Source organism: uncultured Albimonas sp., assembly GCF_963977235.1.
GTDB lineage: Bacteria > Pseudomonadota > Alphaproteobacteria > Rhodobacterales > Rhodobacteraceae > Albimonas.
On the sequence record NZ_CAXBOD010000043.1, the window covers coordinates 18,737 to 42,366 of the forward strand.

Genomic DNA, 23,630 nt, shown 5'->3' on the forward strand with positions numbered 1-23,630 from the left:
TCGCAGTCCCATCGCTGCCGTCTCCGGCCGCCCACTCCGGGACCGCCCAACTCGCCCCAGGGCGGATCGACGCGGCGCCCTCCTCACGCCAAGCGGGCGCGCAGCGCCTCGAACGCGCCGTTGACCGCGGCGACGCCCAGGCACGCGGCGCACACCGCGATCCAGCCCAGCGGGCCCGGATGCTCGTCGAGCAGCGCCCAGCCGCCGATGGCCGCCCCCATCGGCACCAGCGAGGTCCAGGCCGAGGTCTTCGCCACTCCCAGCGCCCGCACCGCATAGCCGAAGGCCGCGACCGAGATCACGCCGGCCAGCACGCCCTGGAAGACGAGATAGAACGCCCACTCTTCCACCGTCGCCTCGGGCAGCGCGCTGCCCCAGACCAGCGACACGACGATCAGCAGGGGCGTCGAGTAGAGCGAGACATAGGCCGTCGCCTCGAGCCCGGTCAGCGTGGTCGAGCGGTAGGCGAGCGTGAAGGCGGTCCACCCGCAGGCCGCGCAGATCAGATAGGGCATGCCCGTCAGGAAGCCGGCGTCGGCGCGCGCAAAGGCCGGCCCCACGATCAGCCCGATCGAGGCCGCGATCAGGATCAGGCCCACAAGGCGCATGCCGCGCACCCGAACCCCGTTCATGGTCCGGTCGAAGATCGCCACCAGCAGCGGCAGGGTCGCGGGCACCATCGGCCCGAACAGCGAGGCCGGCACCGTCTCGAGCCCCTTGGAGATCAGCATCACGAAGGGTCCGCCCCAGCCCACCGCCATCACCGCCAGCGCCCCCAGCGGCTGCCCCTTGGGGACCAGCCCGCGCTTGAGCCACACCGGGGCCAGCAGGATCGCCGGCACCGCGAAGCGCAGCAGCGCCACGTCTGTGGGCGGGATCGAGGCGACCTGCACCCGGGTGATCACGATCCAGCTCGCCCAGATCGCCACGGCCGCGGCCACGGCGAGATATCCCCGCCAGGCGCCGGGAGGGGGCGGCGAGATGTCCCCCGCGGATCGGGCCGCGGCGGGGGCATGGGATGACATGCGATCTTTTCCTCGCCTCTGCGCCGGGCTAGAAGGCCCGCGCCTTTCGCCTTTCCGCACCGGGGCGCCCCGACGCCCGGGGTCATGGTAAGGCGGCCTTCGTTCAGGAGGGACCATGTCCGCAGAACCCGCCGTCACGCAAGCCCTCGCCGCGGACCATGGCCTGACGGCCGAGGAATACCAGCGGATCCTGGATCTGATCGGCCGAACGCCGAGCTGGACCGAGCTGGGCGTGTTCTCGGCCATGTGGAACGAGCATTGTTCCTACAAGTCCTCCAAGAAGTGGCTTCGCACCCTTCCGACCGAGGGTCCGCAGGTGATCTGCGGCCCCGGCGAGAACGCGGGCGTCGTCGACATCGGCGACGGGGACGCGGTGATCTTCAAGATGGAGAGCCACAACCACCCCTCCTACATCGAGCCCCACCAGGGGGCCGCGACCGGGGTCGGCGGCATCCTGCGCGACGTCTTCACCATGGGCGCCCGCCCGATGGCCGCGATGAACGCGCTCAGCTTCGGGCGCCCGGAGCATCCGAAAACCCGCCGCCTGGTGGCGGGCGTGGTCGAGGGCGTGGGCTCCTACGGCAACTGCTTTGGCGTGCCCAACGTCGGGGGCGAGGTGCGCTTCCACGCGGGCTATGACGGCAACTGTCTGGTCAACGCCTTCGCCGCGGGCATCGCGAAGGCCGACGCGATCTTCTACTCGGCCGCCTCGGGCGTGGGCATGCCGGTGGTCTACCTCGGCGCCAAGACCGGGCGCGACGGGGTGGGCGGCGCCACCATGGCCTCGGCCGAATTCGGCGAGGGCGCCGAGGAAAAGCGCCCCACCGTGCAGGTCGGCGACCCGTTCACGGAAAAGCGCCTTCTGGAAGCCTGCCTCGAGCTGATGGCCTCGGGCGCGGTCATTTCCATTCAGGACATGGGCGCCGCGGGCCTGACCTGCTCGGCCGTCGAGATGGGCGACAAGGGCGGCCTGGGGATCGAGCTTGACCTCGACGCGGTGCCCCAGCGCGAGACGAACATGACGGCCTACGAGATGATGCTCTCGGAAAGCCAGGAGCGGATGCTGATGGTCCTCAACCCGGAGATGGAGGCCGAGGCCCGCGCCATCTTCGACAAGTGGGACCTGGATTTCGCCATCGTCGGCCAGACCATCGCCGAGGACCGCTTCCTGGTGAAGCTGGGCGGCGAGGTGAAGGCGGACCTGCCGCTGGCGGCCCTCTCGGGCACGGCGCCCGAGTACGACCGCCCGTGGGAGCCGACGCCCCCCTCGCCGAAGGTCGCGGACATGCCCGCCTGCGCGGATCCGGCCGCCGACCTGCTGGCGCTGATCGGGCGGCCCAACTTCTGCTCGCGCGCCTGGGTGTGGGAGCAGTACGACCACACGGTGGGCGCCGACACCGCGCGCGGCCCCGGATCGGACGCCGCGGTGGTGCGGGTGCACGGGACGAAGAAGGCGCTGGCGTTCTCGTCGGACGTGACGCCGCGCTATTGCTTCGCGGACCCGGTCGAGGGCGGCCGCCAGGCGGTGGCGGAGTGTTTCCGCAACCTCTGCGCCACCGGCGCGCGGCCGCTCGCGACCACCGACAACATGAACTTCGGCAACCCCGAGAAGCCGCGGATCATGGGCCAGTTCGTCGGCTGCATCCAGGGCATCGGCGAGGCGTGCCTGGCGCTCGACATGCCGATCGTCTCGGGCAACGTCAGCCTCTACAACGAGACCGACGGCCAGGGCATCCAGCCCACGCCGACCATCGCCGCGGTGGGCCTGCTGGAGGACCTGTCGCAGGCGATCGGGATGGCGGGCCGGCGCGGCGACGTGCTGATCCTGCTGGGGGACACCGCGGGCTGGCTCGACCGCTCCGCCTGGCTCTACGAGCTGCACGGGCGCGAGGAAGGCCCCCCGCCCCCCGTCGACCTCGCCGCCGAGCGGGCGGCGGGCGAGCTGGTGCGCGCGCTCAAGGCGCAGGACCTGCTCAGCGCCGCCCATGACCTCTCGGACGGCGGCCTCGCGGTCGCGGCGGCCGAGATGGCGCTGGCCTCGGGCTGCGGCGCGACGGTCGCGGGCGCGCCCAAGGGTCTGACGCCCGGCGCCTGGTTCTTTGGCGAGGACCAGGGCCGCTACCTGCTCGCCTGCCCCGCCAAATCGGCGATGGCCGCCATGGACGCGGCCGCAAAGGCCGGCGTGCCGGCGCGCCAGGTGGGCACGCTGGAGGGCGACGCGGTGATCCTGGGCGGCGCCTCGGCCCCCCTCGCGACCCTGCGCGAGGCCCACGAGGGCGGCTTTGCGAGGATGATGGGCGAGGGCTGAGGCCGGCGTCGCCCGCCCGCGGCCCCTCGCTCCCTTGCAGGGAGGGGCCGCGGGCTTTATTTCATCTTTGAACGGCCACGAACTCGGAGCCCCCGATGCCCATGGAATCCAGCGAGATCGAGCGTCTGATCAAGGAGGCCTTCCCGCAGGCCGTCGTCGAGATCAACGACCTCGCCGGGGACGGGGACCACTACGCGGCGACCGTCGTCGCCCCGGAGTTCAAGGGCATGAACCGGGTCCAGCAGCAGCGGGCGGTCTACGCCGCGCTGAAGGGCCGGATGGGGGGCGAGCTGCACGCCCTCGCGCTGACCACCCGGGCGCCGGACTGACCGCCAGTCCCCGCCCCGTCCCCCGAGGAGGACGCGAATGACCGAGACCGCGACCAACCCCGCCTTCGCCACGATCGAGGCCGACATCAAGGCCAACGACGTGGTCCTGTTCATGAAGGGCACCAAGTCGATGCCGCAGTGCGGGTTCTCCGCGCGCGTGGCCGGCGTGCTGAACTTCATGGGCGTCGACTTCAAGGACGTGAACGTGCTCGCCGACGACGCCGTGCGCCAGGGCATCAAGGATTTCTCCGACTGGCCCACGATCCCCCAGCTCTACGTGAAAGGCGAGTTCGTGGGCGGCTGCGATATCATCACCGAGATGACGCTGTCGGGCGAACTGGACCAGATGTTCGAGCAGAACGGCGTCAGCTTCGACAAGGCCAAGGCCGCCGAGATCCGCGAAGCCAACCAGTAAGCGGCCTCGCCGTTTCCGATTCGCAAAAGGGCCGGTCCCCGCGACCGGCCCTTTTGTTTTCGCTCCGGCGTCCGACCGCCGGCTGGGGCCCTTCGACCGCCCCGGCGGCTGGCCGGATCGTCCGGCGCAACGCGGCGACCGCCGTCGCCGATTCCCACCGCGAACGCGCCGCACATCGTTTCAGGACCGCGCCTCCCGCGTGACCGCCCCCCCGGCGCCGCGGAAGCGACCGCCGCTCCTGGATCTTTGCGAGCGGTCGCGAGCGGTCGCGCCCTCGGCGTCAGCGCCTGCGCCCGCGAGCCGCGACGACGTCGACGCCGAAGAGCCCGCCGTCCGGCGCGAAGGCGACGCCCCCCAGACGATTGCGGCCGGTCGATCCCACGACGCTGACCGTCGCGGCGACCAGATCGATGGTGACGAGGTTCTGCGGCGCGCCGCCGGCGCCGTAGCCAAGCCCCGAGAGCGTTCCTGAGGCGTCGAAGGCCAGGCCGGTCCCGTCGAATCCAAGAATGATGTCGAAGCTTCCGTCGTCGAGGTCGATCTCAACCAGGTTCGACGCGGACAGCTGCGTGCCATAGAGCCGACCGTCGGGCGAGAAGGCCAGGCCGTTCAGGCTGTCGGCCGTGTCGGCGATCACGCTGGCGGCGCCTGTGTCGGGATCGATTTCAAGCAGGGTGTCGACCGTGTCGATGCTGGAGCCGACCAGCGTCAGCGCCGCACAGGCGCCCGCGCGGGCTGGAGGGCGCCGATTGCGCGCCCCCCGACGATCGAGCCTCAGCCCGCGTCCGCCCCCTCGGGCTTCTTCGCGCGGCCGGCGACCTCGGCCTCGTAGCGGGACTTCATGTCCTCGACCGCCTGCTCGTGCTGGGCGGCAAGCTCGGGGCGCAGCTTCTCGGCCCGGGCGGCGCTGTCCATCGTGGGCAGGAAATGGCCCTGGAAATGGGGCATCACGTGGCGAGCGATCAGCTCGTAGCTGTTCCTGGTGGCCTCGGGGTTGGCCCAGTTGTGGGCCAGCATCAGGTAGGCGCCAAAACCCCCGTTCGACTGCTTCATCAGCCGGTCGATCTGGGCGATGGCCATGTCAGGCGTGCCGATGGCGCCAAAGCCGCTTTTGTTGATGAAGGCGATCATCTCGTCGAGGTTGTCGCCCGGAACCGCCATCTGCGGGAAGGCCGCGACCGCCTGGAAGTAGTGGAACCACTGCTCCATCCCGTAGGCGACGTCCTTCTTGGCCTGCTCCTCGGTCTCGGCGATGTGCACGAGGCCCACGAGACGCCACTTGTCGCGGCTGACCGTCTTGCCGTGCTGGGCGGCCTCGGCCTCCATCACGTCCCAGTGCAGCGCGAGCGCGTCGAAGCCAGCCGCAGAGGTCGCGCCGATCGACAGCAGCCCGATTCCGTGCTTGCCCGCCAGCCGCGGCCCGGCCGGCGAGGCCACCGCCGCCGCGCAGACGTCGAAGTCGGAGTAGGGGCGCAGGTGCAGGCGCGCCTCGCGCAGGTCCCAGCGGTCGTTCTTGAAGGTGACCGGCTCCTCGCTCTCGAGCAGCTTCATGATCACGCCCAGGGACTCCTCCAGAAGCCCCCGGGTCTGCGAGGGATCGAGGCCGATCATCCTCGCGTCTGTCGGCAGTGCGCCGGGGCCCGCGCCGAACATGATCCGTCCGCGGGTCAGGTGATCGAGCATCACCATCCGCTCGGCCACCCACAGCGGGTTGTGGTAGCTCAGCGAGGTGACGCCGGTGCCGAGGCGGATATGCCGGGTGCGCTCGGCGGCCGCGGCGATGAAGATCTCGGGGCTGGCGATGATCTCGGAGCCGGCGGAGTGATGCTCCCCGATCCAGGCCTCGTCATAGCCGCAGCGGTCGAGCCAGGCCATCAGCTCGAGGTCGTTCTGAAGCGCCAGGGTGGGGTTCAGGCCCGGCTTGTGGAACGGGGCGAGGAATACGCCGAAGCGCAGTCTGTCGATCATGGATTTTCCTCCCGGTCATACGGTCCGCCGCGGGGAACGGCGTCCGGGCCTTTTTGGCCGCGGCCAGCATGGGCGCGCCGCGACCCGCACGTCAATGCTCAGGCGACCATAGCAACCCGCCCGCGCCTCACGGCTGCGGGAGCGGGTCCTGCGCATGGGAGAGGATGTTGACCAGCCGCCCGCCCGGCTCGCGCACGAAGAAGCGGCGCACGCCCCAGGGCTCGTCGGTCAGGGGGCGCTCGATGGGCAGGCCCATGGACCGGGCCCGGGCGTGGACCGCGTCGACGTCGTCGACCTCGACCGAGAGGTCTGGGACCGGGGCGCCCTCGCCGCCCTGGGACATGACCGAGACCTGGGGGCGCTGTTGGGGTTCGTCGAGGCGGTCCATCGGCGGGGACCAGGTGACGATCCAGCCCATGTCCATCGCCGGGGCCATGCCCAGCAGGTCCTGCCAGAACGCGCGGGAGGCGGCGGGGTCGGGATGGGCGAGGTTGGGGACGATGCGCAGGACGGTCATGGGGGCCTCCGCGGGCAGGATCGCGCCGCGGGGCGCCTGCGTCAACCGGGACGGCGTCTGAGCTCGAGCGCGAGGCCGCCGGCCGCGGCCTCCCGCCGGTCGACCCAGCGCACGTAGAAGGCGGCCGCCAGCCCCGCCAGCGCCAGCGCCAGCATCAGTCCGAGCAGGACCGAGGCGCGGGGCTCGCGGGCGATCACGTAGGTGACGCCTGCGGTGATCGCCGCGCCGCCGCCCACGTTCAGCGCCCCCGCCAGCCCCGCCGCGCTGCCCGCCAGCCGCGGGCGGACCGAGACCGCGCCGGCGTTGGCCGAGGGCATGGTCAGCCCGTTGCCGAAGCCCAGGAAGATCGTCGACCCGAACACCGAGACGACCGAGACATGTCCCCAGAGCGCCAGCCCCAGCCCCACCGCGATGCCCGCGCAGGCCGCGACCCGCCCGGCCATCATCATCCCCGTCAGCCCCACGCGCGCGGCGTAGCGCCCCGACAGGAACGCCCCCGCCGCAAAGCCCGTGGTGATCGAGCCCAGCGCGATCCCCAGCGCCGCGGGGCTGATCCCCAGCACCGCCTGCGCGATCAGCGGCGCGCCGGCGATGAAGGCGAAGAAGCCCCCGACCGAGAACGCCATGCACAGCGCGCAGCCCCAGAAGCGGCGGGATCGGAGGAGCTCGGGATACTCGCGGAACTGGCGTCCGAAGTCTGCCGAGCGCGTGGCGTTGGTCTCGCCGAGGTCGCGCCAGACGAGCGCGATCAGCCCGGCCGCGATCAGGGCGTAGAGCCCGAACGAGGCCCGCCACCCGAAGCCCGCATCCAGCAGCCCGCCGACCGAGGGCCCTAGGATCGGCCCCACGGCCATAGCGGTGGCGATGTATCCGATCCGGCTGGCGGCCTCCGACGGCGGCAGCAGGTCGCGCACGATGGCCGGCGACAGGGCCGAACCGGCGATCATCGCCCCCTGCAGCAGGCGAAAGGCGAGCAGCGCCTCGAAGCTCTGCGCCGTGAAACAGCCGATCGAGGCCACGAGGAACACCAGCAGGCAGGTCAGCAGCACCGGCCGGCGCCCGAACCGGTCCGACAGCGGCCCGATGATCAGCTGCAGCAGCGCCGTCACTCCGAGGTAGCCCGAGACCAGCCAGCCCGCGGCGCCGTAGGAGACGCCGAAGTGCTCGGCGATATGGGCGAGCGAGGGCAGGAACATGTTCAGCGTCACCGTGGTTCCCGCGGTCAGCAGGATCAGGGTGACGATGTGGGGCGGCGTGGTGGCGGCGGGGAAGCGCATGGGCTGGATGAATCCGGCGGGGGGGAGATCGCCCAGCGATGCGGACGGATCGAAACGTCAGGCAACCTGATCCCTGCCGGCTCCCGGCGCAAGTCGCGACCGGCCCCGCGGCCGCCGCGCGCCGCTCGGCCGCACGCAGGACTGCCCGCGAGAGGGGCCGCGTCTCTCCCACAGGGCGCGCCCGGCGGCCCGCGTCGGAGGCGCCGCGCGACGCTCGCGCCTTGTGGCGAGCGTTGGGCCCGCGGCGCGTTTCGGCGATGGGATGTGTTGCGGGCGGGTCCCGGCCCGGCCGTTCCGCGCTCCGGCGGGGCGACGCGACGGTTTCGGGGGGCGATCCGCCCCGCGGGCCAAGGCTCGCGAAGCGAGGCGCCGAGGGCGAGCCGGGTCGCGGGGCGCGGGCCGACACGGTCGGGCACGTTCGCCAGCGGCCGGCCCCCCTATGCTCGCGACCAACCGGCGCCCTGCCCGCGCGGCCCCGGGGGCCGCGCCGCGCGCGACTGACTCACCCTGTCCCGGGAGACGGCGCCCAGACGCGACAACGCCCGCAGCGCGCCGCGGGCGAGTCGCTGGCCACCGGCGAGACAGCCGACGCGGCGCCCCCGTGTCAGGGGCATGCGCGCCGATCAGCCGATCTTGCCGTGGCAGTTCTTGTAGCGCTGGCCCGAGCCGCAGGGACACGGCTCGTTGCGGCCGACCTGCCCCCAGGTCGAGGGGTTCGCCGGGTCGATCTCGGCCGCCTGGGTCGGCGCGGGCGCCGGGGCGGGCGCGGCGCCGGGGGCGCCGGCGCCTTCCAGGGCCGGCTCGGGCGCGGGCTGGCGCGGCTGGGCGGCGGCGGCGAGCTGGTCGGCGGCCGCCGACAGGGCCGCGCGCTGGCGGGAGGCCTCGTCCTGGCTCATCACCTGCACGAAGGCGATCTGACGGGTCACGTCGCGACGCAGACGGCCCAGCAGCGACTGGAACAGCTCGAACGCCTCCGTCTTGTACTCGTTGAGCGGATCGCGCTGCGCGTAGCCGCGGAACCCGATGACCGAGCGCAGGTGCTCCAGCGTCACCAGGTGCTCGCGCCAGTGGTGGTCGATGGTCTGCAGCAGCACCGACTTCTCGATCTGGCGCATCACGTCGGGGCCGAAGGCCGCGGCCTTCTCGGCCACCTGCTCGTCGGCCATCTTCACCAGACGCTCGCGGATCTGCTCGTCGTCGACGCCCTCTTCCTTGGCCCAGGCGATCACCGGGACCTCGCGGCCGAAGTCCTGCAGCAGCTTGGCGTACAGCCCCTCGACGTCCCACTGGTCGGCATACGCCCGCTCGGGGATATGCTCGGACACCAGATCGTCGACATGCTCGTGGCGCATGTCGCGGACCGTCTCCTGCACGTCGCTGGTTTCCATGATCTCGCGGCGCTGGGCGAAGATCGCCTTGCGCTGGTCGTTCATCACGTCGTCGAACTTCAGCAGGTTCTTGCGGATGTCGAAGTTGCGCGCCTCGACCTTGCCCTGCGCCTTCTCGATGGCCTTGTTCACCCAGGGGTGGATGATCGCCTCGCCCTCCTGGAGACCCAGGGTCTTGAGCATCTTGTCCATCCGCTCGGACCCGAAGATGCGCATCAGGTCGTCGTCGAGCGAGAGATAGAACGACGACCGCCCCGGATCGCCCTGGCGCCCCGAGCGGCCGCGGAGCTGGTTGTCGATGCGCCGGCTCTCGTGGCGCTCGGTGCCGATCACCCACAGGCCCCCGGCCTCGAGCGCGGACTGCTTGTCGGCCTCGGCCTGGGGCTTCATCTCGGCCATCACCTCGGCGAGGCGCTCGTCGGTGACCTCCTCGCCCGCGTCCAGCAGGCGCGCGCGCGCCATCAGCTCGAGGTTGCCGCCGAGCTGGATGTCGGTGCCCCGGCCGGCCATGTTGGTGGCGATGGTCACCGCGCCGGGCAGACCGCCCTTGGCCACGATATAGGCCTCGCGCTCATGGTGGCGGGCGTTGAGGACCTCGTGCGGGATGCCTCTCGCGGTCCTGGCCATCTGCTCGAGATGCGCGGCCGTCTCCTCGAGATAGGCGCGGCGCTTCTCTTCCTTGGGCTTGGTCTGCTCGGCGAACTTGCGCAGCACTTCGGCGGTCTTGAGCAGCGCCTGCGGCTGGGACAGCAGGTGCGAGAGCTGCTCGGACTTCTCGATCGAGGTGGTGCCGACCAGCGCCGGCTGGCCGCGGCGGTTGGCGTCGGCGATCGCCTCGATCAGCGCGAGCGTCTTCTCGTCGCCCGAGCGGAACACCTGGTCGTCCTCGTCCTGGCGGGCGATGGGCATGTTGGTGGGGATCTCGACCACCTCGAGCCCGTAGATCGAGCCGAACTCCTCCGCCTCGGTCATCGCGGTGCCGGTCATGCCCGAGAGCTTGCCGTAAAGGCGGAACAGGTTCTGGAAGGTGATCGAGGCCAGCGTCACGTTCTCGGGCTGGATCTGGGCGCCTTCCTTGGCCTCCAGCGCCTGGTGGAGGCCGTCGCCGAAGCGCCGGCCGTCCATCATCCGGCCGGTGAACTCGTCGATGATCACCACCTTGGCGTCGCGCACGATGTAATGTGTGTCCTTGCGGAACAGCTTGTGGGCGCGCAGGGCCTGGTTGACGTGGTGGACGTAGGAGACGTTCTCGGGATCGTAGAGTCCGGTGCCCTCGGGCAGCAGGCCTGCGGCCTGCAGGCGCTGCTCGATGAACTCGTTGCCCTCGTCGGTGAAGTTGGCCGAGCGGGCCTTCTCGTCGATGTCGAAATGCTCGTCGCGGATCTCGGGGATGATCGCGTCGACGGCGCGGTAGGTCTCCGAGCTGTCCTCGGCGGGGCCCGAGATGATCAGGGGCGTGCGCGCCTCGTCGATCAGGATCGAGTCGACCTCGTCCACGATGGCGAAGGCGTGGCCGCGCTGGACCATGTCCTCGAGCCGGAACTTCATGTTGTCGCGCAGGTAGTCGAACCCGAGCTCGTTGTTCGTGCAGTAGGTGACGTCGCAGGCGTAGGCGGCTTTGCGGTCCGCGTCGCCGACGCCCGGGGTCACGATGCCGGTGGTCAGGCCGAGGAAGCCGTAGACCTTGCCCATCCACTCGGCGTCGCGGCGGGCGAGGTAGTCGTTCACGGTGACGACGTGGACGCCCTTGCCGGCGATGGCGTTGAGGTAGGTGGGCAGGACCGCGACCAGCGTCTTGCCCTCGCCGGTCTTCATCTCCGAGATCTTGCCCTGATGGAGGACCATGCCGCCCACCAGCTGCACGTCGAAGGGCCGCATGCCGAGCGCGCGCTTGGCGCCTTCGCGCGCCACGGCGAAGGCCTCGGGCAGCAGGTCGTCGAGGGTCTCGCCCTTGGCGTGACGGTCCCGGAACTCCTGCGTCTTGGCGCGGAGCGCCTCATCGGAGAGGGCGGAAAGCTCGGGTTCGAGGTCGTTGATCGCGCGCACCTTGCGCATCAACGCCTTGACCTGTCGGTCGTTCGCGGTCCCGAAGACCTTCCTGGCGGCGGCGCCCAGTCCCAGCATGTCTCGCCTTCATCCTAGCTGCCGGCCGGGAGCGCGCGGTGCACCGCTTCCCGAAACCGTTCCGAGCGCCCCAGATAGGCGACGCCAGCCCCGGGCGCCATGCGGTCGGCGGCCGCCCGGGCGGAAATCCAAATACGATCGAGGCGCGCAGAGCCGTTCCGCGCGTCGGTCCCGAGGGCCGGGGGGCGCAGGTCCGAAGCGGCCGGACCCGGTTGCCCGCTCGCCGGGGGCGCGCTAAACGGGGCCTGACCCGCGCCGCGAGGGCTCTCGAAGAGCCCAGCGGACAGTTAGGCGGCGGGCGGGGCGCTGTCAACGCGCGCCCCTGTCCCGCCGGCCGGAAGCCCGGCTCGCAGTCCGGACGGGAGAGCGACGAGACGGCCAGACCCCGCGCCCCCGTTTTCCCGGCCCTTCGACCCCGGTTGCTGTCCCTTCGGGGCGCCGTCTCCGGCCCTCTGCGCCGCGACGGTTTCCCGCCCCGGCCTTGAACCGGGGGGGCAAAAGCTACAGGTCCCCCAGCGAAACCGATGCCCCCGCCTGCTCTCAAGGCGTCTCCACGAAAGGGAGTTCTACATGCTCATCGCCCGCCCGCGCCGCGCCGCGGTCTTCGCCGTCGCGGCCGCCGCGCTGATCCCCGTCGCGCTCGCCCCGGTCGCGTCCTACGCCCAGGACCAGACGCAGAGCCAGACCGCGGATCAGTCCGGGGGCCAGACCGCCGAGTCCGCTCCCGAGGCGACCGCCGACATGGTCGTGGCGACGGTGAACGGCAAGCCGGTGACGCTGGCCGAGGTGATCATCGCCCGCGCCTCCCTGCCCCAGCAGTACCAGCAGCTCCCCGACGCGCAGCTGCTGCCGGCGCTGATCGACCAGGCCGTGGTGCAGACGCTGCTCGCCCAGCAGGCCGAGGAGGCCGGCCGCGGCGAGGATCCCATCGCCGCCCTGCACGCCGAGATCGCCCGCAAGTCCTACCTCGCCGAGTCCGAGATGGCCAAGGTCGTCGCGGACGCCACCTCCGAGGACGCCCTGCGCGCCCTCTATGAGGAGAAGGCCGCCGAGATGGAGCCGACGCCCGAGATCCGCGCCTCGCACATCCTGGTCGAGGACAAGGCGCTGGCCGACGAGATCAAGGCCGAGCTCGACGGCGGCGCCGACTTCGCCGAGCTCGCCGGCGAGCACGGCACCGACGGCACCAAGGAGCGGGGCGGCGATCTGGGCTGGTTCGACGAGGGCCAGATGGTCCCCGCCTTCGCCGAGGCCGCCTTCGGCGCCGAGGAAGGCGCGGTCGTGGGCCCGGTCGAGACCCAGTTCGGCTGGCACCTGATCCTGGTCACCGGCCAGCGCGAGGCCCCCGTGCCGACCTTCGAGGAGATGCGCCAGCAGCTCGCCCAGGAGGCCGCCCGCGCCGTGGCCACCGAGAAGGTCGAGTCGCTGCGCGCCGGCGCCGACGTCGAGATGTCCGAGACGATGCCCGACGCCTCGGCGATCCGCCGCGACGACCTGCTCTCGCCGACCCGCGGCGCAGAGTGACAAGCGGCCGGGTTCCGCCGTCGCGGGACCCGGCGCACGCGCCCCGGAGCGCGCTTGCGCGCAGGCTCCGGGGCGCGCGAAAAAGACCGCGGCGACAAGCCTGAACGGGCTTCTCCCCGTCGCGAGGACATGGCAAGAGGGCGGGGCCGCACCGGCGCGGCGCCGCCCTTTTCATGTCCGGGCGGCCCCGTGCCGGGGCGACGACGGCGGCTCTCCGGAACGATCCGGGCGGCCGATCCGGGTCGACGAGGCAGGGGACGCGCTGGCATGGCCAAGGACGACAAGAAGAAGAAGTCGAAGAAGGCGAAGGCCGCCGCGCCCGCCGCGACTCCGCCCGGAACGCTGGCCGGCGCGCTCGAGCGTCTGGCGGCGCTCAAGGCCGAGGTGGCGGCGCTCGAGGCGACGCTGTCTGCCGCCGCCGCCGGCGAGCCCGCCGCGCCTGAGGCCGCAGCCCCCGCCCCCGTTCCCGCGCCCAAAAAGACCCCGCCGCCGGTCTCGCCGCTGGCGCCCGCCGCCTTCCCCGACCTGCCGCCCGTCGCCGGCGTGCGCTTCGCCGCCGCCGAGGCCAACGTGCGCTACAAGGGCCGGCGCGACGTGATGCTGGCGATGCTGGCGCCCGGCGCCGCGGTCGCGAGCGTGTTCACCAAGTCCTCGACCCGCTCCGCCCCCGTGCTGTGGTGCGAGGCCCTGCGCGAAGCCGCCCCGGTGAAGGGGCCTCAGGCGATCCTGGTCAACTCCGGCAACTCCAACGCCTTCACCGGCCGCAACGGGGTCGAGGCCGTCGAGGCCCTGGCCGCCGCCGTCGCCAAGGCCACCGGCGCGCCGAAGTCGGGCGTGTGGATGGCCTCGACCGGCGTGATCGGCGAGCCGCTGCCCCACGAGAAGATCGCCGCCAAGCTCGAGGAGCTGAACGCCGCCCTCCACGAGGATGCGGGCGAGGACGCGGCCCGCGCGATCATGACCACCGACACCTTCCCCAAGGGCGCGGCCGAGGTGCTGCCGCTGGGCGGCCAGCGGGTGACCATCGCGGGCTTCGCCAAGGGCTCGGGGATGATCGCGCCGGACATGGCGACCATGCTGGGCTTCGTGTTCACCGATGCCGCCATCGAGCGCGACGTGCTCCAGAAGATGCTCTCCGAGGCGACCGAGCGGACCTTCAACGCGGTCACCGTGGACAGCGACACCTCGACCTCCGACACGGTGCTGGTGGCGGCCACCGGCCGCGCGCCGATGGAGCCCATCGCCTCGCGCCGCGATCCCCGGGCCGCGGAGTTCGCCGCGGCGCTCGAGCGGGTGCTGCGCGACCTCGCCCAGCAGATCGTGCGCGACGGGGAGGGGGCGACCAAGTTCGTCTCGGTCACCGTCACCGGCGCGAAGTCCGACCGCTCGGCCAAGAAAGTGGCGCTGGCGATCGCAAACTCGCCGCTCGTCAAGACCGCCATCGCCGGCGAGGATCCCAACTGGGGCCGCGTGGTGATGGCCGTGGGCAAGTCGGGCGAGCCCGCCGACCGCGACCGCATCGGCATCCGCTTCGGCGACATCGTGGTGGCCGAAGGGGGCTGGGTCTCGCCCACCTACCGCGAGGCCGACGGCGCCGCCTACATGAAGAACGCCGAGCTGTCGCTGACCTGCGAGCTGGGCATCGGCGAGGGCAAGGCCACCGTCTGGACCTGCGACCTGACCCACGGCTACATCACGATCAACGCCGACTACCGGAGCTGAGCGGGTGAGCGAGGCCACGCCCGGGGGCGCCTCCCCCGCGCCGAAGATGATCGTCTTGGTCGCCGCCTGCGCGCTGGTCGACCGGGACGGCCGCGTGCTGCTGGCCCAGCGGCCCGAGGGCAAGTCGATGGCGGGCCTCTGGGAGTTCCCCGGCGGCAAGGTCGAGCCCGGCGAGACCCCCGAGGCCTGCCTGGTGCGCGAGCTGCACGAGGAGCTGGGCATCGGCACCTGGACAAGCTGCCTCGCGCCGCTGACCTTCGCCTCGCACGCCTATGAGGATTTCCACCTGCTGATGCCGCTGTGGATCTGCCGCAAGTGGGAGGGAACGCCGCAATCGCGCGAGGGACAGCGCCTGACCTGGGCGCGCCCCGAGACCCTGCGCGACTACCCCATGCCCCCCGCCGACATCCCCCTGATCCCGATCCTGCGCGACTGGCTCTGAGAATCTGGCGCTGAGCGACTGGCTCGCGGCTACTGGCTCGGGGCGGCTGGCTCGGGGCGGCCGGATCCGAGGGGACCGGCTCGAGCGGCGCCAGGGGGCGGGAACGGTCGACCCGTCCGGTTCCTCGCGACAGCCGCTCGGGCCCGCAGCCGGGCCTCGCGCCGGCTGGCGCGCGGGATCAGGCGACCTTGGCGACGCCGCGGTCCATGCGCCGGTCATAGAGGCGGCGGTCGACGTCGGTGGCCTCGCGCAGCGCCGCGCGGGCCCTCGCGCCCAGCGCCTCGGGCGCGACCAGCGGGCGCGGCACCAGATCCAGCAGGTCGCCGCGCGGGGGCGCCCAGCCGAAGATTTCGCTGAGGTAGGCGAGAAAACTGTGCAGCCGCGGCTCGACCCCGCACAGGAAGTTCACCCGCCCGAGGTTCGCCTCGGCCGCGCGCAGCTGGGTCTCGTCCTGGCGACCGTCGTCGATCGCGGGCAGTCCGGCGCACAGCCGGGTCATCCCCCCCAGCCGCGAGCGCCGGATCGCCGGCGCGGCCAGCAATCGAAGCACCAGCGCTTCGGGATCCTCGAACGGCAGCGCCTGGCGCGAGGCGCCGGCAAGACGCAGCACGGCGGCCGGGGGCATCTCGCGCAGGTCGGCCGCAAACCGCAGGAAGGCGACTTCGGGGTCGGTCATCACGCACACATGCATGATCTGCTCATGCAGCCCGTCGAGGTAGCCGAAGGGCAGCAGCCCCGAGACCAGACGGGTCGAGGGGGGCAGCGGCTCCATGTCGTCGGGATAACGCGAGCGGGCGCCGTGCATCGGGTCGTCGAGCCGCAGCCGGCGCGTCTCGGCCACGCGGGGGGCGAAGAAGTGATCGTCCAGCATTCGGCCGACAAATCCGTGAAGGCGTCCGTGGAAGATCAACAGATGCGCCATCGATGAGTCTTCCTGATCAGGCATGAACGGGCTGCAAATCCGTTCATGATTTTTTTGTGACCCGGTGTCAACCTAAGGTTGATCGCGCCCTGCAACCGTTCCGAAATGACAACGCGCGGCCCGATGGCAGGCCGCGCGCAGGATCGAACGTTCAGAAAATGGGCGCCGTGGCGCCTCGGGCGATGGGGCGCGGCGCGCCCGGCCGGTCGGTTTCTGGCGCCGGTCAGTTGCTGGCGATGGTGTCGGGGCGCCGATAGAACAGGTGCGGACCGATCTCGGCCGTCTCGTGGAACTTGCGGGCCCAGCGGGGCCGCACGGCAGTGGTGTGGTAGTAGGTGGCGCCGTCGGTCAGGGTGCGCGCCCAGCCGTCGAGCATCACGCGGGCCACCCGGCCGACCTGGGCGAAGGCCGCCTTCTCGTTGATCTGCTCGGGCTTGCCGTCGCAGTTGTAGGAGAACTGGCAGGCGTGCAGCTTGCCCGACGCCGCGCCCTGGCGGACCACGCCGCAGACCGTGTCGGGGAACACCGCCGCGTCGACGCGGTTCAGGATCACCTCCGCCACGGCCACCTGCCCGGCGAGCGTCTCGCCGCGCGCTTCGAAGTAGAGCGCCTCGGTCAGGCAGCGCCACTCGGGCCCGCCCTCGGCCTTGGCCTCGTCGAAGGCCTCCCAGGACTGCTGCCCGGCGGCGACGCCCGCGAGCCCCAGCGTCGTGCGGTCCTCGCCCCGCTGCAGCGAGGCCATGGTGTTGCGGTCCGCGAGGTCCAGATTCGCGAGGCTCCCCGCTCCCGAGGAGCGCGGCATGACACGGCCCTCGACCGCGTCGAGGTCGACGGCGCCGCGGCGCTGCATGACGCCAACCAGCGCCGCCCGCTCGGCCCCGAGGGCGGCGGTGACGAAGCTGGGCGCATCCGCGCGGGCCTGCTGGGTCGTCAGGATCGCGCCCGTGAGGGCGACGCCTGTTATCATCGCAAGCCCCAGGAGGGCTCGCGGACGAAGGATCGCGGCCGCCGTGCGGCCGGCGGTCCAGCGATGAAGCTTGCGCGCCATCGGGCCTCTCCGGTCGTTGTGGTGATCTCGTCTCGAGAGGCCTGTAATCACGTTCGAGGCCCCTGAATCCAGCAGGAATGCCCGCGCCGCAGGCAGGCGCCGCAGGGGCTTATCATCTAATTGTCTGAAATCGCGCGATAAAAGAGTTAATGACGCAAGACCCCATTTACGCTGTTTTCCAGCCTTGCCATCGCCAGGCCCGCCGTCTGAAAGGGGAAGTTCGCGAATCGGACTGATTCGAGATCGGGGGCCGCCGTCTCCAGTCCCCGCCGCCCCCATTGGGCGCGCAGCGCATGTTCGGCCCAGGCGCGCGCGTTGCGCTCGCGCTGGGCTTTCAGCGCCGTTCCGGGCACCTCGGCGATGCGGGTTTCCAGCGCCTCGACCGCAGCCTCGGCCCCGTCGAGCTCGGTGGCCGAGCAGGCGATGGCCCGCGGCTCGGAGCCGTCGGGCCGCGGGGGCGCGAGCGAGAGCGCGCCTTTCAGGTCGGCCAGCGCCCGGCGCGCCGGCAGCCCGAGGTCAGCCTTGGTGACGATCAGCAGGTGGGGCACCTCCATCACGCCCGATTTCATGAACTGCAGGCTGTCGCCCGAGGCCGGCTGCACGCACAGCGCGACCGTGTCGGCCATGTCGGCGATCTCGGTCTCGGACTGGCCCACGCCCACCGTCTCGACCAGCACCCGGTCGTAGAGGGCGCGCATCAGGGTCATCGCGGGATAGGTCAGCTCGGCCAGCCCCCCCAGCCGGTCGCGCGCGGCCATCGAGCGCACGAACACCCCGCGATCCTCGGGGTCGGTCGCGATCCGGGTGCGGTCGCCCAGCAGCGCCCCGCGGGACCGTCGCGAGGACGGGTCGACCGCAATCACCCCCACCGTCATCCCCCTGCCCCGCCACGACGCGACCAGCCGGTTGGCGAGCGAGCTCTTGCCCACCCCCGGCGGCCCGGTCAGGCCGACGACATGGCCCTGCGGATCCTGGTGAGCGGCGTCGAGCAGGGCCAGCGTCTGCACCGCCTCGGGGCGGGCCTCGATGCGGGCGAGCGCCCGGGCGAGCGCGGGCTTGCCGCCTTCGCGGATCGCGCGCAGCAGGTCGGCGCCGTCGGGCGCCTCGGCATCGGGGTCGGTCAGGGACGCGTCAATCAAGCCTCGGCTTCCTCCTGGAGGCGGCGTTGCAGCACGGTGGCCTGGGCGCAGGCCAGCCGCGCGATGGGCACCCGGAACGGCGAGCAGGAGACATAGTCGAACCCCGCCGCCTCGCAGAAGCGGATCGAGGCGGGGTCGCCGCCGTGCTCGCCGCACAGGCCCAGCGGAATGTCGATCCGGGTCTGGCGGGCGCGGTCGCGGGCGATCATCATCAGCTCGCCCACCCCCTCGACGTCCAGCGAATGGAACGGATCCTCCTCGAACACGCCCGAGTTCACGTAGTCGCGCATGAACCGCCCGGCGTCGTCGCGGCTGAGCCCGTAGGTCATCTGGGTCAGGTCGTTGGTGCCGAAGGACAGGAAATCCATGTCCCCCGCGAGATCGCCTGCGCGCAGCGCGGCGCGCGGCGTCTCGACCATCACGCCGACCTTGTAGGAGAAGGCCTTGCCCGTCTCCTCGGACACCGAGGCCGCGATCTGGTCGATGTCGCGCCGGATCAGGCTGGCCTCGCGCCGGGCCGAGACCAGCGGGATCATGATCTCGGGGCGCACCAGCGGGCCGTCGGTCCAGCTTTGCGCCAGCGCCTCGAAGATGGCCCGGGCCTGCATCTGGTAGATCTCGGGCATGGTGATGCCCAGCCGGCAGCCGCGCTTGCCGAGCATCGGGTTGAACTCCTGCATGTCGGCGATGCGGCGGCGGAGCTGGCGCAGGCTCAGGCCGGTCAGCTCGGCCAGATCGTCGATCTCCTCATCGACATGGGGCAGGAACTCATGCAGCGGCGGGTCGAGCAGGCGGATGGTGACCGGCATCCCCTGCATGACCCGGTAGAGGCCGATGAAGTCCGCCCGCTGCATCGGCAGCAGCACGTCGAGCGCGTCGCGCCGGTCGGCCTCGCGGTCGGCGAGGATCATCCGGCGCATCGGGGTGATGCGGCCCTTCTCGAAGAACATGTGCTCGGTGCGGCACAGGCCGATGCCGTCGGCGGCGAAACCCAGCGCCACGCGGGCGTCCTGGGCGGTGTCGGCGTTGGCGCGCACCCGCATCCGGCGCAGGCGGTCGGCCCAGCCCATCAGCTCGGCCAGCGCGCCCGAGAACTCCGGCTGCACGGTGCGCGCGGCGCCGGCCAGCGCCTCGCCCGAGGCGCCGTCGACGGTGATCGAGTCGCCCTCGCGGAACACCCGCCCGTCGGGCGCCGTCAGCTCCCGCGCCTCGAGGTCGAGATGCAGGCCCGAGGCGCCGACCACGCAGGGCGTCCCCAGGCCGCGGGCCACCACCGCGGCGTGGGAGGTCATGCCCCCGCGCACGGTCAGCACCGCGGCGGCCGAATGCATGCCGCGGATGTCCTCGGGCGAGGTCTCGACCCGCACCAGCACCGCGGGAACGCCCCGCGCCGCGGCGGCGTCTGCGGCCTCTGCCGAGAACACGATGGGGCCCGAGGCGGCGCCGGGGCTCGCGGGCAGGCCGCGGGCCAGCAGGTCCCGCGGGGCCAGCGGGTCGATGGTCGGGTGCAGCAGCTCCGAGAGGGTTCGCGGCTCCACCCGCAGCACCGCGTCCTCCTCGCTGATCGCGCCGGTCTTGGCGAGGTCGACCGCGATCCGCACCGAGGCGCGGGCGGTGCGGCGCGTGGGCTCTGCGCCCAGCACGTGCAGCGCGCCGTCCTCGAGCGTGAACTCCAGCGTCATGGCATCCTGGAAGGCGCGCTCGGCCTTGGCGCCCAGCGCGCGGAGACGGTCGGCGATCTCGGGCGCGGCCTCTTCGAGCGCGGGATCGCGGACGCCGGCGGCCGAGCGTTCGGCGGCCCCCACCAGCCGCGGCGTGCGCAGCCCCGCGAGCGCGTCGTTGCCCTGCGCCTGGAACAGCATCCGCCCCTCCAGCCCCGGCGCGCCGGATCGCTCGGAGCGGAAGGCGGCCCGCCCGGCGCCCGACAGCCCCGCGCCCAGGCCCAGCGCCATCTCCTGCACGATCAGCGCCAGGCCCCCCTGCTCCGGGCCCCCGCGGGAAACCCGCAGCAGGCGGGCGGAGGTCGAGCTCCAGGCCCGCGCCATGGCGCCCATGGCGGCCGCGAGCTGGGCGGCGGGCGAGGCGGGGAACGGGTCGCCGGTCTCCTCCTCGTGCAGGTCGAGGAAGGTCTCGATCAATTCGTCGAGCTGGTCGGCGTCGAGGTCATGCTCGCTGTCCGCGCCATGGGCCTTGAGCAGGTCGTGGAGGGCGTATTCGAAGGCCTCCGGGTCGGCATGGCCGACATGGACGGCGAAGGCGTGGATCAGGCGGCGGGTGGCGTCGCGGGCGGCGCGGGCGCCGATGCGCGGCTCCAGCCCCTCGACCGAAGCGCCGAGATTGAGCAGCGTCGCGGGCCCGCCCCACTCCTTGCGGCCGGGCGAGGCGCGCAGCGCCAGCAGCGCGCCCGGCGCGAGATCGGCCAGCGCCGCCTCGAACCCCGGCCCCAGCGCGGCCGCGCCCCGGTCGGCGAGGTCCGAGACCGCCTCCGCGGCCACGGCGAAGCCGGGCTTGACCGGCATCCCCAGCCCCGCCAGGCGCGACAGGGTCGCCGCCTTGCGCCCGAAGCGCGCGGCGTCCTCGGCCCCTCCGGGGCCGATCGGCGCGTAGAGATCGCGCGAGAACTCGGTTTCGGCGCGCACGGCGCGTCCTTCCCCTTTTGTGCTTTGCAGCAATATTATCGTCGCATTCGCGCGAGGGGAAGGGAAGGCCCCCCGCGCGCCCCTGCCGCGAACGTCGCGCCCCACCCGCCACACGCGCCCCGGCGCCCAGCCCCGAGCCTGGCGCCGAGCGCCTGTTCTCCGGAGCCGTCCGTCGCTGATGCCGATCAGAGCCCCGCCGGGGGCCGGGTCAGGGATCGCGCAGCGACCGCCGCAGGCGGCTTGTCCTTGACCCGGCCCCCGGCGGGGCTCAGGCATCTTTCAGCGACGGGCGGGTCCGGAGAACAGGCGCGGCCTCTGTTCTCTGGTGAGTTCAGAAGCGGCCTCCGCGTCTCCAGGCGCCCCCGCCGGCACCGGGCCAGGCCCGCCCGCAGGGCGCCTCCTCTCCGCCCCGCGCCCCCGCAGGGGGCGCGCTCAGGTCTTTACGAACAGCTCCCGGGGCCGATTGCAGAGGCATTCGGCCGGGCCGTCGTCGGTGATCACGATGGTCTCGGTGATCTCCAGCCCCCAGTTTTCGGTCCAGATCGCGGGCATGAAATGGAAGGTCATCCCCGGGGCCAGCGGCGTGTCGTCGTTCAGGCGCAGGGAGATGGTCCGCTCGCCCCAGTCGGGCGGATAGCTCAGCCCCACCGCGTAGCCGCAGCGCCCGTCCTTGTGCAGCCCCGCCCGGTGCAGCGCCGAGAACAGCCCGCGCGCGAGGTCCGAGGCCCGCGCGCCGGCGCGCCCCGCGTCCAGCCCCGCCTCGATCCCCTCGGCCACCGCGCTCGCCGCGTCGACCATCTCCTGGGGCGGGGTGCCGAGGTAGACCGTTCGGCAGAACGGCGCGTGATAGCGGCGGTAGCAGCCCGACAGCTCGAAGAAGGTCGGCTCGTCCTTCTTGAACGGCCGCCCGTCCCAGGTCAGGTGCGGGGCTGCGCTGTCGGGCCCGGAGGGCAGCATCGGCACGATGGCCGCGTAGTCGCCCCAGATCTCCTCGCCGCTCTCGTCCTTCAGACCGCGGATCGCGGTCGAGAAGAGCTCGGCCGAGAGCTTGTTCTTGGGCAGGCCCGGCTCGATCATCTCGAGCGCCACGTCCTGCATCGCCTCCGAGATGCGGGCGGCGCGGCGCATGAAGATCAGCTCCTCGTCCGACTTCACCGCGCGCAGCCAGTTCACCAGGGCGGTGGCGTCGTGAAGGTCGGCCTCGGGCAGTTCGTGCAGCAGGGTCAGGTGGGCGCGGGCAGAGTAGTAGTAGTTGTCGAGCTCGACCCCGATAGAGGAGCGCGCCAGCCCCAGCTCGCGCAGCAGCGCCGCGAGGTCCTGCATCGGGTGGCGGTCGATGGCCTGCACGAAGTCGTCGTTGTAGGAGCGGAGCCGGTCGTCGCCGATCCAGCAGGTGCGCTTGGCCCCCTCGGCGTCCATGCGCCGGCCCCACCAGATCGGGTCGGAATCGTGCTGCACCAGCACGCCCTGGTGCACATAGAAGGACCAGCCGTCGTAGCCGGTCAGCCAGGCCATGTTGGACGGGTCCTGGACATAGAGCGCGTCGAGCCCGCGCCGGCGCATCTCCGCCCGGGTCAGCGCGATGCGGCGGGCGTATTCGGCGGCGCTGAAGGCGGGATCCTCGGCGGGCATGGGCTCTCCGTCAGACGGGGCGGGCGAGGACGATCCTGGACCAGGAACGTTTCGCCCGCGTGAACGATGTTTCCCCGCCGACCCTGCGTCCCCCCGCCACGTGCGGCAAGCGCCGCCGCCTGCGGCGGGAACGCGCGGGCGGGCGGGACCAAGGGGAGCGAGCGGCCGCGGCGGCTCAGCCCGCCGTCCAGCCCCCGTCCACCTTCAGCGCGGATCCCGTCATCATCCGCGAGCCGTCCGAGCACAGGAACACGGCCGCGGCGGCCACGTCCTGCGGCGTCGCGGGCTTGCCCATGGGCATGCGACGGCCGACGAACTCGACGAACTCCGGGCTCTCGAAGAAGGGCGCGGTCAGCGGGGTGACCACGAAAGTCGGGCACAGCGTGTTGGCGCGCAGGCCGCTGCCGGCGAAATCCACCGCCATCGCCTTGGTGAACCCCTCCATCGCGTGCTTGGAGGCGCAGTAGACCGAACGCTCGGGCCCGCCGACATGACCCATCTGGCTGGAGACGTTGACGATCGAGCCGGCCACCCCTTCGGCCGCCATCCGCCGGGCCGCAGCCTGGGCGGTGAAGAAGGCGGCGCGGACGTTGAGCGCGAAGACGGCGTCGAAATCGGCCTCGTCCACCTCGAGGAACGATCCGTGGCGGGCGGAGCCGGCGTTGTTGACCAGCGCATGAAACGCCGGGCGGGCGTCGAAGAAACCCCGAACCGCGGCAAGGTCGGTGACGTCGAGCGCCACGGCCTGCGCCTGGCCGCCGGCGGCGCGGATCGCCTCGGCGGCCGTCTCGATCTCCCCGGCCGAGCGCGCGAGGAGCGTGACCTCCGCCCCCGCCTCGGCCAACGCGCGGGCCATGGCGAGGCCCAGGCCGCGGCCAGCGCCGGTCACGGCGGCGCGGCGGCCGTCGAGGCGGAAGGAAGGGGTCTGGGACATGGAAGAGCTCCGGGTTTGGGGGCGGGGAGCCCACAGAAACGCAGCGACAGGCTGGGTCAAGGGCGACCGACGCCGGAAAGCAGGCGCCCTGCGGGCGGGCTTGGCTGCGTCGCGCCTGGGGGGAGGGGGCGCCTGAGGTCAGGGGGCGGGAGCCTCCGGCGGAGCTCCTGACTCACCCAAGAACAGAGGCCGCGCCTGTTCTCCGAAGCCGTCCGTCGCTGCTTGATGCCTGAGCGACTCGCCCGCAGGGGTCAAGGACAAGCCCCCTTCGGGGGTC

General features: G+C 72.2%; 18 protein-coding genes. 6 read left to right on the top strand and 12 right to left on the bottom strand.

Annotated features, from left to right (window positions below; all coding sequences use genetic code 11):
• Positions 1-83: 83 nt before the first annotated feature.
• Positions 84-1,025 carry a DMT family transporter gene (locus AAC134_RS17195; RefSeq protein WP_339950352.1) on the bottom strand — a complete coding sequence of 314 codons (942 nt, stop codon included), beginning with the start codon at positions 1,023-1,025 and terminating at the stop codon, positions 84-86.
• A 115-nt stretch (positions 1,026-1,140) separates the two neighbouring features.
• On the opposite strand from AAC134_RS17195, the gene purL reads away from it, so the two are divergent.
• From purL to grxD, 3 genes are all read left to right on the top strand, one after another.
• Positions 1,141-3,333, top strand: coding sequence for a phosphoribosylformylglycinamidine synthase subunit PurL (gene purL / locus AAC134_RS17200; protein ID WP_339950353.1), 2,193 nt, complete (start codon positions 1,141-1,143; stop codon positions 3,331-3,333).
• 95 nt (positions 3,334-3,428) lie between these two features.
• The gene (locus tag AAC134_RS17205) at positions 3,429-3,662 is read left to right on the top strand and encodes a BolA family transcriptional regulator (RefSeq protein ID WP_339950354.1); all 234 of its coding nucleotides are present in this window, start codon (positions 3,429-3,431) and stop codon (positions 3,660-3,662) included.
• 37 nt (positions 3,663-3,699) lie between these two features.
• Positions 3,700-4,077 carry a Grx4 family monothiol glutaredoxin gene (gene grxD / locus AAC134_RS17210; protein ID WP_339950355.1) on the top strand — a complete coding sequence of 126 codons (378 nt, stop codon included), beginning with the start codon at positions 3,700-3,702 and terminating at the stop codon, positions 4,075-4,077.
• Between the two features lie 280 nt (positions 4,078-4,357).
• Here the strand turns inward: grxD and AAC134_RS17215 are convergent, their stop codons facing one another.
• The 5 genes from AAC134_RS17215 to secA form a co-directional block, all read right to left on the bottom strand.
• Positions 4,358-4,714 (bottom strand): hypothetical protein, encoded by a 357-nt coding sequence (locus tag AAC134_RS17215; RefSeq protein WP_339950356.1) that lies wholly within the window; start codon positions 4,712-4,714, stop codon positions 4,358-4,360.
• Between the two features lie 137 nt (positions 4,715-4,851).
• Positions 4,852-6,045 carry an LLM class flavin-dependent oxidoreductase gene (locus tag AAC134_RS17220; protein WP_339950357.1) on the bottom strand — a complete coding sequence of 398 codons (1,194 nt, stop codon included), beginning with the start codon at positions 6,043-6,045 and terminating at the stop codon, positions 4,852-4,854.
• 127 nt (positions 6,046-6,172) lie between these two features.
• Complete coding sequence (locus AAC134_RS17225; RefSeq protein ID WP_339950358.1) at positions 6,173-6,562, bottom strand: VOC family protein; 390 nt, start codon at positions 6,560-6,562, stop codon at positions 6,173-6,175.
• A 41-nt stretch (positions 6,563-6,603) separates the two neighbouring features.
• Complete coding sequence (locus tag AAC134_RS17230; protein ID WP_339950359.1) at positions 6,604-7,839, bottom strand: multidrug effflux MFS transporter; 1,236 nt, start codon at positions 7,837-7,839, stop codon at positions 6,604-6,606.
• Positions 7,840-8,462: 623 nt separating this feature from the next.
• Positions 8,463-11,351 (bottom strand): preprotein translocase subunit SecA, encoded by a 2,889-nt coding sequence (secA, locus tag AAC134_RS17235; RefSeq protein WP_339950360.1) that lies wholly within the window; start codon positions 11,349-11,351, stop codon positions 8,463-8,465.
• 570 nt (positions 11,352-11,921) lie between these two features.
• Here secA and AAC134_RS17240 point away from each other — a divergent pair.
• The 3 genes from AAC134_RS17240 to mutT all read left to right on the top strand — a co-directional run bounded on the left by AAC134_RS17240 (position 11,922) and on the right by mutT (position 15,039).
• Complete coding sequence (locus AAC134_RS17240; RefSeq protein ID WP_339950361.1) at positions 11,922-12,875, top strand: peptidylprolyl isomerase; 954 nt, start codon at positions 11,922-11,924, stop codon at positions 12,873-12,875.
• 267 nt (positions 12,876-13,142) lie between these two features.
• Positions 13,143-14,597, top strand: coding sequence for a bifunctional glutamate N-acetyltransferase/amino-acid acetyltransferase ArgJ (argJ, locus tag AAC134_RS17245; protein ID WP_339950362.1), 1,455 nt, complete (start codon positions 13,143-13,145; stop codon positions 14,595-14,597).
• Positions 14,598-14,643: 46 nt separating this feature from the next.
• Positions 14,644-15,039, top strand: coding sequence for an 8-oxo-dGTP diphosphatase MutT (mutT, locus tag AAC134_RS17250; protein WP_339950370.1), 396 nt, complete (start codon positions 14,644-14,646; stop codon positions 15,037-15,039).
• Positions 15,040-15,217: 178 nt separating this feature from the next.
• Here the strand turns inward: mutT and AAC134_RS17255 are convergent, their stop codons facing one another.
• The 6 genes from AAC134_RS17255 to AAC134_RS17280 all read right to left on the bottom strand — a co-directional run bounded on the left by AAC134_RS17255 (position 15,218) and on the right by AAC134_RS17280 (position 23,353).
• Entirely contained in the window at positions 15,218-15,961 is a 744-nt protein-coding gene (locus AAC134_RS17255; RefSeq protein WP_339950363.1) for a hypothetical protein, read from the bottom strand.
• A gap of 223 nt (positions 15,962-16,184) precedes the next feature.
• Positions 16,185-17,009: a cell wall hydrolase gene (locus tag AAC134_RS17260; RefSeq protein ID WP_339950364.1), complete on the bottom strand. Its 825-nt coding sequence runs from the start codon at positions 17,007-17,009 to the stop codon at positions 16,185-16,187.
• Positions 17,010-17,155: 146 nt separating this feature from the next.
• On the bottom strand, positions 17,156-18,148 hold the full coding sequence (locus tag AAC134_RS17265; protein WP_339950365.1) for a methylmalonyl Co-A mutase-associated GTPase MeaB: 993 nt from the start codon (positions 18,146-18,148) through the stop codon (positions 17,156-17,158).
• Positions 18,145-20,787 carry a pyruvate, phosphate dikinase gene (ppdK, locus tag AAC134_RS17270; RefSeq protein ID WP_339950366.1) on the bottom strand — a complete coding sequence of 881 codons (2,643 nt, stop codon included), beginning with the start codon at positions 20,785-20,787 and terminating at the stop codon, positions 18,145-18,147. Before ppdK ends, AAC134_RS17265 begins: the two co-directional genes overlap by 4 nt.
• 432 nt (positions 20,788-21,219) lie before the next feature.
• Positions 21,220-22,419, bottom strand: a complete 1,200-nt coding sequence (locus AAC134_RS17275; RefSeq protein WP_339950367.1) for a M24 family metallopeptidase — start codon at positions 22,417-22,419, stop codon at positions 21,220-21,222.
• Between the two features lie 175 nt (positions 22,420-22,594).
• Entirely contained in the window at positions 22,595-23,353 is a 759-nt protein-coding gene (locus tag AAC134_RS17280) for an SDR family oxidoreductase (protein WP_339950368.1), read from the bottom strand.
• Between the last annotated feature and the right edge of the window lie 277 nt (positions 23,354-23,630).

What these genes read in the sequence shown, in the direction of transcription:
- AAC134_RS17195 (WP_339950352.1), bottom strand. Translation starts at nt 1,025, where the DNA reads ATGTCATCCCATGCCCCCGCCGCGGCCCGATCCGCGGGGGACATCTCG.
- AAC134_RS17205 (WP_339950354.1), top strand. Translation starts at nt 3,429, where the DNA reads ATGCCCATGGAATCCAGCGAGATCGAGCGTCTGATCAAGGAGGCCTTC.
- AAC134_RS17260 (WP_339950364.1), bottom strand. Translation starts at nt 17,009, where the DNA reads ATGGCGCGCAAGCTTCATCGCTGGACCGCCGGCCGCACGGCGGCCGCG.
- grxD (WP_339950355.1), top strand. Translation starts at nt 3,700, where the DNA reads ATGACCGAGACCGCGACCAACCCCGCCTTCGCCACGATCGAGGCCGAC.
- purL (WP_339950353.1), top strand. Translation starts at nt 1,141, where the DNA reads ATGTCCGCAGAACCCGCCGTCACGCAAGCCCTCGCCGCGGACCATGGC.
- AAC134_RS17280 (WP_339950368.1), bottom strand. Translation starts at nt 23,353, where the DNA reads ATGTCCCAGACCCCTTCCTTCCGCCTCGACGGCCGCCGCGCCGCCGTG.
- AAC134_RS17240 (WP_339950361.1), top strand. Translation starts at nt 11,922, where the DNA reads ATGCTCATCGCCCGCCCGCGCCGCGCCGCGGTCTTCGCCGTCGCGGCC.
- AAC134_RS17225 (WP_339950358.1), bottom strand. Translation starts at nt 6,562, where the DNA reads ATGACCGTCCTGCGCATCGTCCCCAACCTCGCCCATCCCGACCCCGCC.
- mutT (WP_339950370.1), top strand. Translation starts at nt 14,644, where the DNA reads ATGATCGTCTTGGTCGCCGCCTGCGCGCTGGTCGACCGGGACGGCCGC.
- AAC134_RS17220 (WP_339950357.1), bottom strand. Translation starts at nt 6,045, where the DNA reads ATGATCGACAGACTGCGCTTCGGCGTATTCCTCGCCCCGTTCCACAAG.
- AAC134_RS17275 (WP_339950367.1), bottom strand. Translation starts at nt 22,419, where the DNA reads ATGCCCGCCGAGGATCCCGCCTTCAGCGCCGCCGAATACGCCCGCCGC.
- argJ (WP_339950362.1), top strand. Translation starts at nt 13,143, where the DNA reads ATGGCCAAGGACGACAAGAAGAAGAAGTCGAAGAAGGCGAAGGCCGCC.
- AAC134_RS17255 (WP_339950363.1), bottom strand. Translation starts at nt 15,961, where the DNA reads ATGGCGCATCTGTTGATCTTCCACGGACGCCTTCACGGATTTGTCGGC.
- secA (WP_339950360.1), bottom strand. Translation starts at nt 11,351, where the DNA reads ATGCTGGGACTGGGCGCCGCCGCCAGGAAGGTCTTCGGGACCGCGAAC.
- AAC134_RS17230 (WP_339950359.1), bottom strand. Translation starts at nt 7,839, where the DNA reads ATGCGCTTCCCCGCCGCCACCACGCCGCCCCACATCGTCACCCTGATC.